Below are 16,321 nucleotides of genomic sequence, written 5' to 3'. Positions count from 1 at the left end.
CAGCTCTCTTTGCCATTGTGCCGGAGCCCCCAGGCTTGCTAACAACGTTACGCAGCAGAACGACCGGCCGCTTCTTGCCTTCCGGCTCCAAGGGTCTCGCACTTCAAAGACAGGATTTCTTTCATGACCGATCTTTCCCCCGTCCTCGACCGCGCCGACCAGAACCTTCCCGCAAGCCTGGAGCGGCTGTTCGGCCTCGTCCGCATCAAGTCGATCTCCACCGACCCCGCCTTCAAGGCCGACTGCCGCAAGGCGGCCGAGTGGCTGGCGGCGGAACTCAAGGACCTCGGCTTCGAGGCCTCGGTGCGCGATACATCCGGCCATCCCATGGTCGTCGGCCATCATCCCGGGGCGAGCGCCGATGCGCCGCATGTCCTCTTCTACGGTCACTACGACGTGCAGCCGGTCGATCCGATCGAGCTCTGGGAAGACGATCCCTTCGATCCGAAGGTCAAGGATATCGGCGGCGGGCGCAAGATCGTCACCGGCCGCGGCTCCTCCGACGACAAGGGCCAGTTGCTCACCTTCGTCGAAGCCTGCCGGGCCTATAAGGACGTGCATGGCAAGCTGCCGGTGCGCGTCACCGTGCTGTTCGAAGGCGAGGAGGAGTCCGGCTCGCCCTCGCTGAAGCCTTTCCTGGAGGCCAATGCGGCGGAGCTGAAGGCCGACTGCGCGCTCGTCTGCGACACCGGCATGTGGGACACGGATACGCCGGCGATCACCGCCTCGCTGCGCGGCCTCGTCGGCGAGGAAATCATCGTCACTGCCGCCAATCGCGACCTGCATTCCGGCATGTATGGCGGTGCCGCCGCCAACCCGATCCAGATCCTTTCGAAAATCCTCGCAGGTCTCCACGACGAGACCGGCCGCGTGACGCTCGAAGGTTTCTATGACGGCGTGGAGGAGACGCCCTCCAACATCAAGGCGGCCTGGGAGGCGCTCACCGGCGGCCGCAACGACTTCCTCGGCGAAGTGGGCCTTTCCGAACTTGCCGGCGAAAAGGGACGCTCGCTGCTCGAACTCATCTGGGCGCGCCCGACCTGCGAGATCAACGGCATCAGCGGCGGCTATGCCGGCCAGGGCTTCAAGACCGTGATCGCATCGAAGGCGTCGGCCAAGGTTTCCTTCCGCCTTGTCGGCCATCAGGACCCGGAAAAGATCCGCGAGAGTTTCCGCGCCTATGTTCAGTCGAAAATCCCTGCCGACTGCTCGGTCGAGTTCCTGAAGCATGGCGGCTCGCCGGCGATCCAGCTCGCCTACGATTCCCCCGTGCTCACCAAAGCCAAGACCGCGCTTTCGGAAGAATGGTCGAAGCCGGCGCTCGTCGTCGGCGTCGGCGGCTCGATCCCGATCGTCGGGGATTTCCAGAAGATGCTCGGCATGGAATCCCTGCTCGTCGGCTTCGGCCTGAATGACGACCGGGTCCATTCGCCGAACGAGAAATACGACCTCAAGTCCTTCCACAAGGGCATCCGTTCCTGGGCGCGCATCATGGCGGCGCTCGCGGGCTGAAGCCTCAAGACCGAACGCAAAAAGGCCCCGCCGCTTTCGCGACAGGGCCTGAAAAACAAAAAGGCCGGGCACGCCCGACCTTTCCACCCCATTCATTGGTGCCAGTACATCCGTGGTCACTCGAAATGGGACAAGCGTTTTCGACGCGGCCGCTTTTCGATCTTCTGAGGATCAACGCGGCTCTAGCGATCATCGTCCTGCCGGCCGGTAAACATTCCGTTAACGCGGATATGGAAACTGCCTCAGAACGGCACGGTCGCCCGTATTTGCCGTTACGCGCATGGCCGCCGGGCTTCTTAGCCCAGCCATGCGGTGCGTCGGAAACGCCATTGACCGGTAAATGGTGACGATGGTCTTCGTTTACAAGGGGAAAACTTAAAATCATTCTAAAAAGCAGAAAGGCCGGACGAACCGGCCTTTCGAAAGATCGCGATGATCGCCTGCTGCGATCTCCGTCAGATCAGGCCGCCTGGAGACGGTCCGCGGAAACCTTGCCCGAGCGCTTGTCGCTGACGAGCTCGTAGGAGATCTTCTGACCGTCCTTGAGCTGGCCGAGACCGGCGCGCTCGACAGCGGAGATGTGAACGAAGACGTCCTGCGAACCGTCATCCGGCTGAATGAAGCCATAGCCCTTGGTTGCATTGAACCACTTTACAGTACCGGTCGCCATAACGATGCCTTTCCCTTGCAAATATGACCGACTGTTCCTCACGAAAGCCGCTTTGGAACGTTTGAGTTTCGTATTTGAAGAAAGATCGTCGCAAACGCCGGTAGGCGTGTCGTGCTGGCTATCAAACAAATATCGATGGGCAACCATCTAAGGCCTTACCGGCGAAAGGTCAAGATCGCCGAGAGCAGATGCGGCTTACCGGGGCGAAACCGGCAATGATTTCAAAGCCCCAGAACGCAGAAAGCCCGGCGCGGGAGGAGGTGCGCCGGGCTTCTGAAACTGACCAACAACCGGGAGGAGGAGGTGTCGTTGGTCCCATCGAAGGCGCTGGGAGGAGGAGTGCGCCTTCGATGATCTGAACATACAGGATTACAGCTTAAAAAACAGCCATGATTTCGCAGCGCAGCATTGCAAAAATCGCATAGCTCTCCTCCTCGCTTGCGATTCCTCCTTTCCCGGGTCATTTTCCTCCCATGAGTCTCGAATCCGTCCGCGCCTTCTTCGCCGCTCACGCTCCCGACATCCAGATCGTCGTCACCGAGGAAAGCTCGGCGACCGTGCCGCTTGCCGCTGCCGCCCATGGCGTGGCGCCCGAACAGATCGCCAAGACGATTTGCGTGCGCGCAGGCGAAATGACGGCGCTCGTCGTCATGTCCGGGACTATCCGCCTGGACAATCGGAAGTTCAGGGATCGTTTCGGCGCCAAGCCACGCATGCTGGGTGGCGACGAAGTCACGGCGCTCACCGGCCACCCGGTCGGCGGCGTCTGTCCGTTCGGACTTCCCTCCCCGATCCCGGTCTATTGCGACGTTTCGCTGAAGAAATTTCCGGAAGTGGTGCCGGCGGCCGGCGCCATCAATGCCGCCGTCCGCATCGGTCCGGCGCGCATGGCGGAACTGGCCGGAGCGGCCTGGGTCGATGTCGGCCAGGATTCCGCGCCGGCCGGCGATACCGCCGCCTAGAAACGATCGCTCAGATAGCGGCGATACCAGGCCTGCTTGCTTTCCGCCGAAGCGGTTGCGACGACATAGCCGATCGCGAACCCGATCGCCCCGATCAGCGCGAACAGGGTCGTCGTGGCGGCCGGATGTTCGCGGATCGTGCCGGCGACGGAAGAGGCCTCATGCTGGACATAGTTCGCAGCGCTGCTGGCACGCTCGGCGACCTTATCATATGCGGCCCCCGTCTTTTGCGCGAGCTGCTCGCGAAGGGATGCGATCTCGGAGCGTAGGGTCACGATCTCGTTGTTGAAGTTCTCGCTGGATTCGGCGTCGAAAGACGGCGTGTCCGACTTCACGGGTGTCTTCAGGTTCCTGACGGGTTCTGCCATACCGGCCTCCTTCTGGTTGATCGTATCGAGAGATCGGTCAACTTTCGAAGGCGGGATAGGTTCCTCTCCGAGACGTAACCCTTACCGGCTTTTGGCCAGGGCTTCGGCCAGCGCGGCAAGTTTTTCCTTGTCGTCCGAGCCTTTCTGGAGGGAGTTCACAAGGATCAGCGCGAGCGCCTCGGCATCGGGGCTGTCCTTGTCGATCCGGTGTTCTGCGCAGGCCTGGTCAAAAACTTGCTGCAGCAGGCTGAGCTGCTCCGGATTGACGGGTTTGCGGATCATTTGTGTAGGCATGAAACCTCCCGACCGTATTGCGTCTGATCGGCAGACCTGTTGGCAACGAGCCGGAGACCTCGTCAACGGCTTCTATTGCGACAGTCTTGCGCCGGCCTCGCCGGAACCTGAGCCAAGGGCCTCCCGGCCGCAAGTCCCTAGTTTGAGCCTTCCCTAATAGATTGGCAACAGGAGGAATGCAATATTAAGCGGGCGCCGGATGATACCCATCCCGCGCCCGCGAATCCGCATGGAGACAGCCGATTATCGAATCACGCCATTCCGGCCGGATCGCCGGTCGGCAGAAGGGCGGGGTTGAGGGTCGGGTCCTGCGGGTTCTTGCTGTCACCCGGGTCCTGTGCCGGGGTCAGCGGCGGCTTTTCCTGGACGCGATCCGGAATGCCGCCTTCGGGCTGGGGACCGCGGGGCGTCTCGGAACCCGGATTGCGGATAGGATCTCGATTGGGCATCGTTTTCTCCCTGTCTGTTCAAGGAGTCGAACGAGTGAAGCCGGTGTCGGTTCCGCAATCGGACGCCTGATGTGGTGGACTGGCGGCCTGATATGGTGGACTGGCGGCAGGGCGCTAGTGATACCAGCGGCGGTCGCGCGAGGCGGAAGACACACCCAGCATATAGCCCACCACAAAGCTCAGGAGCCCGACGGCGGCGATCGCCGAGCCGGTGGCAGCCGGGTGATCGACCGCATGGGCGGCGACCGAGCCGGCTTCGTCCCTGACGCGATGAACTGCGGTTTTCGCTTTGGCGGCGACGCCTTTTTCCTGCGCCACGTCGCCGGTGAACCCGGCATCGAGAGCTTTTCTGGCCATGGCTATCTCCTTTGCTTGAGATAACCCCAGGCGGAGCGCGAGGTTCCGCAACCCGGGCAGGTTGGAACGAAAACCCGCGCCGGCGGGGACCGGCGCGGGCGAAACGATCATTCCGTGGCTTCCGTCTGTCCTTCGGCCTGCTGGCGCTTCAGGACGGCAGCCTGTTCGCGGGGCTGATCCGGCGCCGGAGTGGCGATGCTGGCCGTGGTGGCTTCCTTATCCACCTTGGCGGAAGCCGTGACGTGGCCGGCGCATTCCGCAAGGGCTGCGGACGACGTGAGACCAAGTACGGCGGCGATTACGAGAAATGTCTTCATGTCATTCTCCTTCGCTTCGGTTGCAGGAGAAAGGTAACCCGCAACGTCATGAACCCGAAATCACGAATTTGCGTTTTCGGATGCCATCATGCTGCCGGTTTTCTTCGCCCGGTGCGGCTACATCAGCTTCGAAAGGGTTTCGCGGTTTACGAATATATCGGTCTTCCCGGCTTCATAGGCGGGGTGACTGAATTCGAACGTTTCCTTTTCGGGCATTTCAAGCGCCTGCTTGATGCTGACCAACCCGACCGGAATACGGCGGTCCCCATTGCGGACCACCGCCTCGACGATCTTGATCATTTCCTCCCTCCTCCAAGGTGGAATCCGACACAACATGGATCTTCCTCCATAGTTCCATGCCAATCGGATTTTCCAAAGAAAAGGGAAGCAGCCTATCGGAACGTTTGTCAATATATCCGCATGCATTCGCTTTGCAGGCGACAGTCAAGTCTTTCGGCAAAACCTCAATGAAGATCCAGCGGAAGTTGAATGCCCTTCGGGACATTCGGGCGGCGCTGGTTGGCGATCTGGATCTTCTGGAACGTCTCGCGCCGGCGCTTTGCTTCCGCCTCGCGGATGGCCCGGGAGGCCGCCACGGCGGTCATGGCACGTTCAATCACCTGTTCTGCTCTGGTCATCGATACCTCCATATGTTCACTTTTTGTTCTCATAAAAAATCACCGAAGTCAAGTCATTCCGGAATACGGCCGTCGCCAGAACTTGCTTTTACCCCTCCTTAAATCGCCGCATTTAGAGTCCAGCGAAAGCTTGGGCGATCAGACAATCGAGTAACAGCCTGTTTTGACAGGCGAGATACGGGGGTACGCCGGCTCATCATGGCAGCCAGAGGCAGATCAGACAGGCGCGTGGAACCGTCCTTCGAGGGTTCACGGGCGAGTGACGATTTCCGTCTCGACGCGGACGAACGCATCGTGGGCACGGGAAGAACTGCCAAACGCCCATCGAAAGCCGCAAGGGAAGACGACCGCGCCGAACGCCAGGAATGGTCCGAACGTTCTCGCCCCTCCCGCAGGACGGCGTCTCGGCGCCAGGGAGGCGGAGGTGGCTTCTTCGGTCCGCTGCGTACCCTCGTGTACTGGTGCGTGGTGCTCGCCATCTGGGGCGGCATCGGCGGCGGCGGCCTCGTTCTCTATTACGGCGCGCAGATGCCGGCCGCCAGCACCTGGGCCGTTCCCGACCGTCCGCCGAACATGAAGATCACCGCGATCGACGGCTCCGTCATCGCCAATCGCGGCTCGACCGGCGGCGAAGCGCTGGCGCTCGAGGAGATGTCGCCCTACCTGCCTCAGGCGGTGATCGCCATCGAGGACCGGCGCTTCTATTCGCATTTCGGCGTCGACCCCTTCGGACTGGCGCGCGCCGTGATCAACAACCTGACCGGGCAGCCGCTCCAGGGCGGCTCGACGATTACCCAGCAGCTCGCCAAGAACCTGTTCCTGTCGCCGGAGCGCACCTTCGAGCGCAAGATCCAGGAAGTGCTGCTCTCCTTCTGGCTGGAGACGAAATTCACCAAGGACCAGATTCTGGCCATGTATCTGAACCGGGTCTTCTTCGGTTCGAATGCCTACGGCGTGGAAGCGGCCTCGCGGCGCTATTTCAACAAGTCGGCGCGCGACGTGAACCTCGGCGAGGCGGCGACGCTGGCCGGCCTTCTGAAGGCGCCTTCCCGCCTGTCGCCGGCACGCGATCCCAAAGCCGCCGAAGCCCGTGCGCAGGTGGTGCTCGGCGCCATGCAGGAGGAAGGCTACATCACCGAAAGCGACCTCAAGACCGCCATGTCGCAAACCCCGGCCCAAGCGAAAAGCTACTGGTCCGGCGCGCAGCACTATGCGGCGGACATGGTGGTGGACGAGGTCAAAAGCCTGATCGGCGAGCCCAAAGTCGATGTGATCGTGGAGACGACGATCGACCTGCGTCTCGAAGCAGCCGCCGAAAAGGCGCTGAACGACGTGCTGAAGAAGGAAGGCGGCAAGCTCAACGCCTCGCAGGCGGCCCTGGTTTCCGTCGACGCCACGGGCGCGATCCGTGCCGTCGTCGGCGGCCGCGACTATGCCGAAAGCCAGTTCAACCGCGCGGCACGGGCGAAGCGCCAGCCGGGCTCGGCCTTCAAGCCCTTCGTCTATGCCGCGGCGCTGGAAGCCGGCGACCGGCCGGATTCCGTCCGCAACGACGCGCCCGTCAGGATCGGCAACTGGTCGCCGGAGAACTACGATCAGAAGTACCGGGGGCCGGTGACGCTCGCTTCCGCCTTCGCGCAGTCGCTGAACACCATTGCCGCCCAACTCGTCATGGAGGTGGGGCCGGAAAACGTGGTCAGCCTCGCCCACCGGCTCGGCATCGAGTCGGACATCCAGGCGAACGCCTCGATCGCGCTCGGCACGTCGGAAGTCTCGCTGGTCGAGCTCACCTCGGCCTACGCGTCCTTCATGAACGGCGGCTACAAGGCGACGCCGCATATCGTCAAGCGCATCACCGACACGGACGGCAAGGCGCTCTACGAGGCAGACTACACCAACCCGCCGCGCGTCCTCAGCGAGCCGGTCGCCGCGACGATGAACGGCATGATGAACCGCGTGATCGACGAGGGCACCGGGAGGGCCGCGAGGATCGACGGCTGGCAGGCGGCCGGCAAGTCGGGCACCACGCAGTCCTTCCGCGACGCGCTCTTCGTCGGATACACCAGCATCATGACGACCGGCATCTGGTTCGGCAACGACGACGGCGCCTATATGAAAAAGGTGACGGGCGGCGGGCTGCCGGCCAGAGCCTGGAAGGAATACATGACCGCCGCCATGAAAGGCTATACGCCGACGCCGCTCTTCGGCACCGGCCGCGCGCTCGAACTGCCGCCGCCCGCAGCCCAGCCCGACGCCGCGCCGACGACGATCGGCGACATCATCTCGGGCATCCTGCCCCGCGCCGCCCGCCGTGCCGAAGAGGAACTCCCCCCGGACTATCCGCCGCCGCCCCGGCCACCCGATCAGGATTCCGCCTCGGTCGGGCGATATCCCTATGGCGATATCGTGCCGCCTGCAGACGTGCCGGCCCGGGACTATCGCGAATATCGCGGCCCCTACGATTCACGCGCTCCCGTGCCGCCTGCGGACGTCGGCGGAGGCCCGATCCCGCCCGGCGAAGTGGGCGGAACCGGCTCCACCCGCCAGCCGCGGCAGACGACGCTTTTCGACATCCTCATGGGCCAGTAAACCAGTTCCGCAACACGAGTCGGCAAAGTCTTCTTTTTGCTGAGATACGGGCGATTTCTCGCCTTGCAGTCGGAAAAACCCGTCCTTATATACGCGGCATGACCGCAGCCGATGCTGCGAAACCATCCCAGTCGAGGAACTGTCAGCGGAATGCCTCTCGGGGTTCCGACAGTTCGCTTAAAGGAGAGAGAAGAAATGGCAAAAGTAATTGGCATCGACCTCGGCACCACCAATTCCTGCGTCGCCATCATGGACGGCAAGGACGCAAAGGTGATCGAGAACGCCGAAGGCGCGCGTACCACGCCCTCCATGGTCGCATTCACGGAAGATGGCGAGCGCCTCGTCGGCCAGCCGGCCAAGCGCCAGGCGGTCACCAACCCCACCAATACGCTGTTCGCCGTCAAGCGCCTCATCGGCCGCCGTTATGAAGACCCGACCGTCGAAAAGGACAAGGGTCTGGTCCCCTACGAGATCACCAGGGGCGACAATGGCGATGCCTGGGTAAAGGCCCACGGCAAGTCCTATTCCCCCTCGCAGATTTCCGCGATGGTCCTTCAGAAGATGAAGGAAACCGCCGAATCCTATCTCGGTGAGAAGGTCGAGAAGGCCGTCATCACCGTTCCGGCCTACTTCAACGACGCCCAGCGCCAGGCCACCAAGGATGCCGGCAAGATCGCCGGTCTCGACGTTCTGCGCATCATCAACGAGCCGACGGCCGCCGCTCTCGCCTACGGCCTCGACAAGAAGGAAGGCAAGACGATCGCCGTCTACGACCTTGGCGGCGGCACCTTCGATATCTCCGTTCTCGAAATCGGCGACGGCGTCTTCGAGGTGAAGTCCACCAACGGCGACACCTTCCTCGGCGGTGAAGACTTCGACATGCGTCTCGTCGAATATCTCGCGGCCGAGTTCAAGAAGGACAACGGCATCGACCTGAAGAACGACAAGCTTGCCCTGCAGCGCCTCAAGGAAGCTGCCGAAAAGGCCAAGATCGAGCTCTCGTCCTCGCAGCAGACCGAAATCAACCTGCCGTTCATCACGGCCGACGCTTCCGGTCCGAAGCACCTGACGCTGAAGCTGACCCGCGCCAAGTTCGAAAGCCTGGTCGACGACCTCGTCCAGCGCACCGTCGCTCCGTGCAAGGCAGCCCTCAAGGATGCGGGCGTCACCGCTGCCGAGATCGATGAAGTCGTACTCGTCGGCGGCATGAGCCGCATGCCGAAGGTGCAGGAAACCGTCAAGCAGCTCTTCGGCAAGGAGCCGCACAAGGGCGTCAACCCGGATGAAGTGGTCGCCATGGGCGCCGCGATCCAGGGCGGCGTTCTGCAGGGCGACGTCAAGGACGTGCTGCTGCTCGACGTGACCCCGCTGTCTCTCGGAATTGAAACGCTTGGAGGCGTCTTCACCCGCCTGATCGACCGAAACACGACGATCCCGACCAAGAAGTCCCAGGTCTTCTCGACCGCCGAGGACAACCAGCAGGCCGTGACGATCCGCGTTTCGCAGGGCGAGCGTGAAATGGCGGCCGACAACAAGCTGCTCGGCCAGTTCGACCTCGTCGGTCTGCCGCCGGCACCGCGCGGCATGCCGCAGATCGAAGTCACCTTCGACATCGACGCAAACGGCATCGTGCAGGTTTCTGCCAAGGACAAGGGCACCGGCAAGGAACAGCAGATCCGCATCCAGGCCTCCGGCGGTCTTTCCGACGCCGAGATCGAGAAGATGGTCAAGGACGCCGAGGCCAATGCCGAAGCCGACAAGAAGCGCCGTGCGGGCGTCGAAGCCAAGAACCAGGCCGAGAGCCTCGTTCATTCGACCGAGAAGTCGCTGAAGGAATATGGCGACAAGGTCTCCGAGACCGACCGCAAGGCGATCGAGGATGCGATCGCTTCGCTGAAGACGGCAGTCGAAGCCTCCGAACCGGATGCCGACGACATCCAGGCGAAGACGCAGACCCTCATGGAAGTCTCCATGAAGCTCGGCCAGGCCATCTACGAGGCCCAGCAGGCGGAAGGCGCTTCCTCCGAAGGCGGCAGCAAGGACGACGATATCGTCGACGCCGACTACGAGGAAGTGAAGGACGACAAGAAGTCCGCCTGATAGCCGGTTGCCTGATGGCGAGACCTCGACCATAGTTGACCCAAGTATCCGGCTGCCATCGTGCAGCCGGAGCCCTTTCCGGAGCCGGTTACCTCCATGGCAAAAGCAGATTTTTACGAAACCCTGGGTGTCGGCAGATCGGCTGACGAGAAGGAGCTGAAAAGCGCCTTTCGCAAGCTCGCCATGAAATATCACCCGGACAAGAATCCGGACGATACGGAAGCCGAAAAGAAGTTCAAGGAGATCAACGAGGCCTACGAGACCTTGAAGGATCCCCAGAAGCGCGCGGCCTACGACCGCTTCGGCCATGCCGCCTTCGAACAGGGCGGAATGGGCGGCGGCGGATTTGGCTCCGGCGGCTTCTCGTCGGCCGGCGGCTTCTCCGACATTTTCGAAGACATCTTCGGCGAAATGATGGGCGGCGGGCGCGCCCGACGCTCGGCCGGCGGACGCGAGCGCGGCGCCGACCTTCGCTACAACATGGAAATCACGCTGGAAGAAGCCTTCACCGGCAAGACGGCGCAGATCAGGGTTCCGACTTCGATCACCTGCGACGTCTGTTCGGGCTCGGGCGCCAAGCCCGGCACGCAGCCGAAGACCTGCGCCACCTGCCAGGGCTCGGGCCGGGTGCGCGCCAGCCAGGGCTTCTTCTCGGTCGAACGCACCTGCCCGACCTGCCACGGCCGTGGCCAGACGATCACCGATCCCTGCGTCAAGTGCCACGGACAGGGCCGCGTCACGGAAGAGCGTTCGCTGTCGGTCAACATCCCGGCCGGCATCGAGGACGGCACCCGCATCCGCCTGCAGGGCGAAGGCGAGGCCGGCGCGCGCGGCGGACCTGCGGGCGACCTCTACATCTTCCTGTCGGTGAAGCCGCATCAGTTCTTTCAGCGCGACGGCGCCGATCTTTACTGTGCCGTGCCCATTTCCATGACGACGGCGGCGCTCGGCGGCACGTTCGACGTGGCGACGCTGGACGGAACGAAATCCCGCGTCACCGTGCCGGAAGGCACGCAGGCGGGCAAGCAGTTCCGCCTCAAGGGCAAGGGGATGCCGGTGCTTCGCTCCAGCCAGACGGGCGATCTCTATATCCAGATCCAGATCGAGACGCCGCAGAAGCTCACCAAGCGGCAGCGCGAACTCTTGCAGGAATTCGAATCCCTCTCGTCAAAGGAAAACAATCCGGAATCCACCGGCTTCTTTGCCCGGATGAAGGAATTCTTCGACGGCTGATCCCCGTCATCGTTCAAGCGGAAGGCCGGAGCCCCGGGTTTCGGCCTTTTTCGTTTGGAAAATCGTTCAATAATGCGGCGGCTTGGTAATCGGCGGCGCTTCCAGCGATGCCTCCTCCAGCGTCAGGAACCGCTCCGTCAGCCGGTCGAGCTTGGCGCGCATCTGCTCGATGACCTTCCACTGCTCCGCGAGCTGATCCGACAGTTCCTCGATCACCTTGACCTGATGGGCGGCAAGCTCTTCGAGCTTCACCAGCCTTTCCTCGTCACCCACGTTCGGTCTCCTCTTTTTCCGTCTTCGCCGCCTTCCGGGCGCGCACCGCATCGGGCATGCCGTCATGGTCCCCCAGCGGCCGCGCCGGCGCATCGTCCCACCAGTCGGGCCGGACCGGCTTTAGCTCGATATTCTTGGGATAGAAGAGACGGTTGGCACGGGTGGAAGCCTCGCCGACAACAAGCAGCCGCACCTCCGTGTCCGTGTTGTTGATGAAGGTATGGGCAATTCCCGTGCCGGCCGGAAAACCGACCGAATCGCCCGGTTTCAGGCGATGGATCTCGCCGTCCAGCCATACATCCGGCGTGCCTTCGATCACATAGACGAATTCCTCTTCCAGCTTCTCCGCATGCGGGAAGGAGGAACGGCGGCCCGGCGGCAGGCGGTGGTGATGGATGCCGAGCCGCGTCAGGCCGAAATGCCGCGCGAGCGCCGCGCCGAAGCCCATCAGTTCGTCATCGCCCCGGTAATGTCTCTCCACGGGCCTTTCGACTTCGGCCCAATGGGCGATGCAGGAAGGTCGGTCCTCGTCGGTCATGGCGCAGTCTCCTTTCGGAAATTGCGCGACATTAACCGACCGGAACCGACCGGTCCATGTCCGATCTCGCGGGGACGGAATTGCGGTGCGCTCCAACGGAAACAAGCAATTAGCCCCTGCCGGCATCCCGCCCTCCAAACCTGTGCCTACAATTCTCCTGTTTCCGTCGTCGGAGTGTTTCGCGAAGGAGACCGCGAACGAAGCCATGCAGCGAGACGAGATGATCACCTGTAGGGGCCGGAAGCCCGGGAGAACGCCGAAGGTCACGCGAATGCGGAGCCGCTTATACAAATTCAATGAGGTTCCGCATTCGTGTGGGCTCTCCGACCAGCCAAAATCCGGGTGATGACCTCACCGCGGAGGCGAACGTATATCTGCCCCTCATCCGGCTGCTGCCACCCTCTCCCTGTCTCACCTCTCCCCGCGAGCGGGTGAGGGGTGAGGGGCAGCCAGCACATAAACACGAAAGCTTGCCTTCCGGCCTCCGAAACCTTAGCTCCTGTTCAACGACACTTGAAGATTCCCGATGGCGCAGAAGACCTCCCTTTCCCGGCTCAAGCTCACCGATTTCCGCAACTACGCGGAAGCGGCGCTGGCGCTCGACGGGCGGCATGTGGTGCTGACGGGCGAGAACGGCGCCGGCAAGACCAATCTTCTCGAAGCCGTCTCCTTCCTCTCTCCCGGGCGGGGCCTCCGCCGCGCGGTCCTCACCGACGTCACGCGCGTCGGCGCCGCGGGCGGCTTTTCGATCTTCGCCGATATTGACGGGATGGAGGGCGAGGTCTCGATCGGCACCGGCATCGAGCCCGGCGACGGGGAGAACGTCACCCGTAAGCTGCGGATCAACGGCACGACGGCGAAATCCACCGAAGAGCTCTCCGATCACCTGAGCGTGCTGTGGCTGACGCCCGCCATGGACGGGCTCTTCACCGGTCCCTCTTCCGACCGGCGGCGTTTCCTCGACCGTCTCGTCCTCTCTCTCGATCCCGCGCACGGACGCCGGGCGAGCGATTTCGAGCGCGCCATGCGCAGCCGCAACAAGCTGCTTTCCGACGGCCGCTTCGATCCCGCCTGGCTCACCGCCATCGAGGCGCAGATGGCAGGCCTCGGCATCGCCATGGCGGCCGCGCGGCAGGAAATGCTCGGGCTCCTCCGGACGCTCTCGGCCGGTTCCGGGGAGACGCCTTTCCCGACACCCGTGCTCGCGCTCCAGGGCTTCATGGACGGACTGATGGACCGGCCCGCCGCCGACCTGGAGGAGGACTATCTGGAAATGCTGCGCAATGGCCGCAATCGCGATGCCGCGGCCGGCCGCACGCTGGACGGGCCGCACCGCTCCGATCTCCTGGTGCGCCACCGCGAAAAAAACATGGAGGCCGCGCGCTGTTCGACCGGCGAGCAGAAGGCGCTCCTGATCGGCCTCGTGCTCGCCCATGCCCGCCTCACCGCAGACATGACCGGCCATGCGCCGATCCTGCTTTTGGACGAGATCGCCGCCCATCTCGACGAGGGCCGGCGGGCGGCGCTTTTCGATCTCGTCCACGGCCTCGGCGGCCAGTCCTTCATGACCGGCACCGACAGGAGCATGTTTTCCGCGCTCGCCGACCGGGCGCAGTTCTTCACCGTCGCGCATGGAAATATCGAGGGCGGTATCGACGGCTGAAAGTCTCCTTACCCGCCCCTGCTCCCGGTGCTAAGATGAGAGCCATGGAAAACCGGACCCCACAGAACCTGACCCAGGACGAGATCGAACGCTACCGCCGCCATATCCTCCTGCCTGAAATCGGCGGCGCGGGGCAGCAGAAGATGAAGAACGCCCACGTGCTGGTGATCGGCGCCGGCGGGCTCGGTGCGCCGATCCTCGAATATCTGGCGGCCGCCGGCGTCGGCACGATCGGCATCGTCGACGACGACCGCGTCTCTCTCTCAAACCTGCAGCGGCAGGTCATCCACGACACCGGCACGATCGGCGAAATGAAGACGAAAAGCGCCCGCGAAAAGATCGCGCGTCTCAATCCGCATGTGCGCGTCGCGGATTTCGAGGAGCGCTTTTCGCTCACATGGGCGCAGCGGCATCTTCCCCTCTTCGATCTTCTCATCGACGGCTCCGACAATTTCGACACTCGCTATGCCGCAGCCGATGCGGCGGAGCTGGCGAAAATCCCGCTGGTGACCGGGGCGGTCGGCCGTTTCGACGGTTCCCTGACCGTGCTGAAACCCCATGAGACCGGTCCGGACGGCGTTCCCAATCCGGCCTATCGCGACCTCTTCCCGGAAAAGCCGCCGGAAGGGTTGATCCCGTCCTGTGCGGAGGCCGGCATCGTCGGCGCGCTTACCGGCGTCGTCGGCACGCTGATGGCCATGGAAGCGATCAAGCTCATCACCGGCATCGGCGAGCCGCTGGTGGGCCGGCTGATGCTCTACGATTCGCTTGCCGCCCGCTTCGACACCATCAAATACAAGCGCCGCACCGCGAGAGCCGCCGCCGAATGATCGAGATCATTCGAATAAGCGAGGATTTCGGCCGCTGGGACGAGCTGCTCGCCCTCATCCTCTCCTCCTTCGCCTATATGGACGGCGTCATCGACCCGCCCTCCTCGGCCCATCGGCTGACGCCCGCTTCGCTGGCGCAGAAGGCCCATGACGAAATCGCCTTCGCGGCGAACAAGGACGGACGGCTTGTCGGCTGCATCTTCCTGAAACCCGAACCCGGCTCTCTCTACCTCGGCAAGCTTGCCATTGCGCCCGCCCATCAGGGCAAGGGCATCGGCCGCCGCTTGCTGGCTGTGGCAGAAGACGCCGCAAAGGAGAATGGCCTGCCGGCGCTCCGGCTCGAAACCCGCATCGAGCTTGCCGGCAACCATGCGACCTTCGCAAGATGGGGTTTTACGAAGACGGCCGAAAACTCCCATCCGGGCTTTACCCGCGTCACCTCGATCGAGATGCAGAAGCGGATAACCTGATGTCAGTTGCGGCCGGGCAGCACCCGGTTCGGCGGGCGGTGGCCGTCGAAGAAGGTGCGGATGTTGATGATCACCTTGTCGCCCATGTCGATCCGGCCCTCGATCGTCGCCGAGCCCATGTGCGGCAGAAGCACGACCCGGCCCTGGTTGGCGAGCTTGACGAGCTTCGGGTTCACCGCCGGCTCGTTCTCATAGACGTCGAGGCCGGCCCCCGCGATCCTGTTGTCGCAGAGAAGCTGGATCATCGCCGCCTCGTCGATGACGTCGCCGCGGGCGGTGTTGACGATGATCGAGCTCGGCTGCATCAGCGCCAGCCGGCGGGCCGAAAGCAGGTGGAAGGTCGCCGGCGTCGAGGGGCAGTTGACCGAAACGATATCGACGCGGGCGAGCATCTGGTCGAGGCTGTCCCAATAGGTCGCTTCCAGCTCCTCTTCCGTCGCCGGGTTCACGCGCTTGCGGTTGTGGTAGTGGATCGAGAGGCCGAAGGCCTTGGCGCGGCGGGCGACGGCGGTGCCGATGCGGCCCATGCCGACGATGCCGATGCGCTTGCCCCAGATCCGGCGCCCCAGCATCCAGGTCGGGCTCCAGCCCGCCCAGTCGCCCGGGTTGTCGGTCAGGATGCGCGAACCTTCCGCCAGCCGCCGGTTGACCGCGAGGATCAGCGCCATGGTCATGTCGGCGGTGTCTTCGGTCAGCACGTTCGGGGTATTGGTGACCGTGATGCCCTTTTTCGCGGCAGCATCCACGTCGATATGGTCGAAGCCGTTGGAGAAGCTGGCGATCAGCTTCAATTGCGGCCCGGCTTCCGCGATCAGCGCCGCGTCGATCTTGTCCGTCACCGTCGGCACCAGCACGTCGGCGGTCCGCATCGCCGCCGCCAGTTCGTCCCGCGAGCGCGGCGCGTCGTCGATATTGAGCTCGGCGTCGAACAGCTCGCGCATGCGGGTTTCCACCGCATCGGGCAGCTTGCGGGTGATATAGACCTTGGGTCTTTTCTTTGCCGTCATGAGGTTCTCTATCCGGCGCCTTTTAGGAGGTCCTTAACCAAGTCGCGCGAT

19 protein-coding genes are annotated in these 16,321 nt (G+C 63.3%); 8 read left to right on the top strand and 11 right to left on the bottom strand.

The genetic code is table 11. The annotated features are described in order from the left end of the window. Positions 1-123: 123 nt before the first annotated feature. The gene (locus ACMGE0_RS16040; RefSeq protein ID WP_436816867.1) at positions 124-1,512 is read left to right on the top strand and encodes a dipeptidase; all 1,389 of its coding nucleotides are present in this window, start codon (positions 124-126) and stop codon (positions 1,510-1,512) included. Between the two features lie 460 nt (positions 1,513-1,972). On the opposite strand, the gene ACMGE0_RS16035 is transcribed toward ACMGE0_RS16040, so the two are convergent. Further along, positions 1,973-2,182 (bottom strand): cold-shock protein, encoded by a 210-nt coding sequence (locus tag ACMGE0_RS16035; RefSeq protein WP_085421927.1) that lies wholly within the window; start codon positions 2,180-2,182, stop codon positions 1,973-1,975. Positions 2,183-2,655: 473 nt separating this feature from the next. On the opposite strand from ACMGE0_RS16035, the gene ACMGE0_RS16030 reads away from it, so the two are divergent. Continuing rightward, positions 2,656-3,144: a YbaK/EbsC family protein gene (locus ACMGE0_RS16030; protein ID WP_436816866.1), complete on the top strand. Its 489-nt coding sequence runs from the start codon at positions 2,656-2,658 to the stop codon at positions 3,142-3,144. Here ACMGE0_RS16030 and ACMGE0_RS16025 read toward each other — a convergent pair. From ACMGE0_RS16025 to ACMGE0_RS15995, 7 genes are all read right to left on the bottom strand, one after another. Further along, positions 3,141-3,512 (bottom strand): hypothetical protein, encoded by a 372-nt coding sequence (locus ACMGE0_RS16025; RefSeq protein ID WP_436816865.1) that lies wholly within the window; start codon positions 3,510-3,512, stop codon positions 3,141-3,143. The genes ACMGE0_RS16030 and ACMGE0_RS16025 overlap by 4 nt on opposite strands. Before the next feature lie 81 nt (positions 3,513-3,593). Then, positions 3,594-3,794 (bottom strand): hypothetical protein, encoded by a 201-nt coding sequence (locus ACMGE0_RS16020; RefSeq protein ID WP_436816864.1) that lies wholly within the window; start codon positions 3,792-3,794, stop codon positions 3,594-3,596. A 263-nt stretch (positions 3,795-4,057) separates the two neighbouring features. After that, complete coding sequence (locus ACMGE0_RS16015; RefSeq protein ID WP_436816863.1) at positions 4,058-4,255, bottom strand: hypothetical protein; 198 nt, start codon at positions 4,253-4,255, stop codon at positions 4,058-4,060. 114 nt (positions 4,256-4,369) lie between these two features. Then, positions 4,370-4,612 (bottom strand): hypothetical protein, encoded by a 243-nt coding sequence (locus ACMGE0_RS16010; RefSeq protein ID WP_436816862.1) that lies wholly within the window; start codon positions 4,610-4,612, stop codon positions 4,370-4,372. A 107-nt stretch (positions 4,613-4,719) separates the two neighbouring features. Further along, positions 4,720-4,929, bottom strand: a complete 210-nt coding sequence (locus ACMGE0_RS16005) for a hypothetical protein (RefSeq protein ID WP_436816861.1) — start codon at positions 4,927-4,929, stop codon at positions 4,720-4,722. Between the two features lie 117 nt (positions 4,930-5,046). Then, the gene (locus tag ACMGE0_RS16000) at positions 5,047-5,229 is read right to left on the bottom strand and encodes a hypothetical protein (protein ID WP_085421921.1); all 183 of its coding nucleotides are present in this window, start codon (positions 5,227-5,229) and stop codon (positions 5,047-5,049) included. A gap of 164 nt (positions 5,230-5,393) precedes the next feature. Next, positions 5,394-5,567, bottom strand: a complete 174-nt coding sequence (locus ACMGE0_RS15995) for a hypothetical protein (protein ID WP_436816860.1) — start codon at positions 5,565-5,567, stop codon at positions 5,394-5,396. Between the two features lie 198 nt (positions 5,568-5,765). Here ACMGE0_RS15995 and ACMGE0_RS15990 point away from each other — a divergent pair, with 198 nt between their 5' ends. From ACMGE0_RS15990 to dnaJ, 3 genes are all read left to right on the top strand, one after another. After that, positions 5,766-8,156, top strand: coding sequence for a transglycosylase domain-containing protein (locus ACMGE0_RS15990; RefSeq protein ID WP_436816859.1), 2,391 nt, complete (start codon positions 5,766-5,768; stop codon positions 8,154-8,156). Between the two features lie 195 nt (positions 8,157-8,351). Beyond that, positions 8,352-10,256: a molecular chaperone DnaK gene (dnaK, locus tag ACMGE0_RS15985; protein ID WP_436816858.1), complete on the top strand. Its 1,905-nt coding sequence runs from the start codon at positions 8,352-8,354 to the stop codon at positions 10,254-10,256. Between the two features lie 96 nt (positions 10,257-10,352). Then, positions 10,353-11,489, top strand: coding sequence for a molecular chaperone DnaJ (dnaJ, locus tag ACMGE0_RS15980; RefSeq protein ID WP_436816857.1), 1,137 nt, complete (start codon positions 10,353-10,355; stop codon positions 11,487-11,489). A 66-nt stretch (positions 11,490-11,555) separates the two neighbouring features. Here the strand turns inward: dnaJ and ACMGE0_RS15975 are convergent, their stop codons facing one another. Together ACMGE0_RS15975 and ACMGE0_RS15970 are read right to left on the bottom strand one after the other, a co-directional pair. Beyond that, positions 11,556-11,813 carry a SlyX family protein gene (locus tag ACMGE0_RS15975; RefSeq protein ID WP_436816856.1) on the bottom strand — a complete coding sequence of 86 codons (258 nt, stop codon included), beginning with the start codon at positions 11,811-11,813 and terminating at the stop codon, positions 11,556-11,558. Then, complete coding sequence (locus ACMGE0_RS15970; RefSeq protein WP_436816855.1) at positions 11,755-12,300, bottom strand: cupin domain-containing protein; 546 nt, start codon at positions 12,298-12,300, stop codon at positions 11,755-11,757. The genes ACMGE0_RS15975 and ACMGE0_RS15970 overlap by 59 nt, the downstream gene beginning before the upstream one ends. Positions 12,301-12,826: 526 nt before the next feature. On the opposite strand from ACMGE0_RS15970, the gene recF reads away from it, so the two are divergent. From recF to ACMGE0_RS15955, 3 genes are read left to right on the top strand one after another with little or no spacing between them, the layout of a single operon-like run. After that, a complete protein-coding gene (gene recF / locus ACMGE0_RS15965; protein ID WP_436816854.1) occupies positions 12,827-13,963 on the top strand; it encodes a DNA replication/repair protein RecF in 1,137 nt (378 codons plus the stop codon). A gap of 44 nt (positions 13,964-14,007) precedes the next feature. Next, complete coding sequence (gene moeB / locus ACMGE0_RS15960; RefSeq protein WP_436816853.1) at positions 14,008-14,793, top strand: molybdopterin-synthase adenylyltransferase MoeB; 786 nt, start codon at positions 14,008-14,010, stop codon at positions 14,791-14,793. Further along, a complete protein-coding gene (locus tag ACMGE0_RS15955) occupies positions 14,793-15,263 on the top strand; it encodes a GNAT family N-acetyltransferase (RefSeq protein WP_436817002.1) in 471 nt (156 codons plus the stop codon). The genes moeB and ACMGE0_RS15955 overlap by 1 nt, the downstream gene beginning before the upstream one ends. 2 nt (positions 15,264-15,265) lie before the next feature. Here the strand turns inward: ACMGE0_RS15955 and ACMGE0_RS15950 are convergent, their stop codons facing one another. After that, positions 15,266-16,270 (bottom strand): 2-hydroxyacid dehydrogenase, encoded by a 1,005-nt coding sequence (locus ACMGE0_RS15950; protein WP_436816852.1) that lies wholly within the window; start codon positions 16,268-16,270, stop codon positions 15,266-15,268. Positions 16,271-16,321: the final 51 nt, after the last annotated feature.

This window comes from Neorhizobium descurainiae (assembly GCF_051400715.1).
In the GTDB taxonomy this organism is placed as follows: domain Bacteria; phylum Pseudomonadota; class Alphaproteobacteria; order Rhizobiales; family Rhizobiaceae; genus Neorhizobium.
Note: the sequence above shows the minus strand (reverse complement) of the source record. Positions and strands in the feature narration are given on the sequence as shown.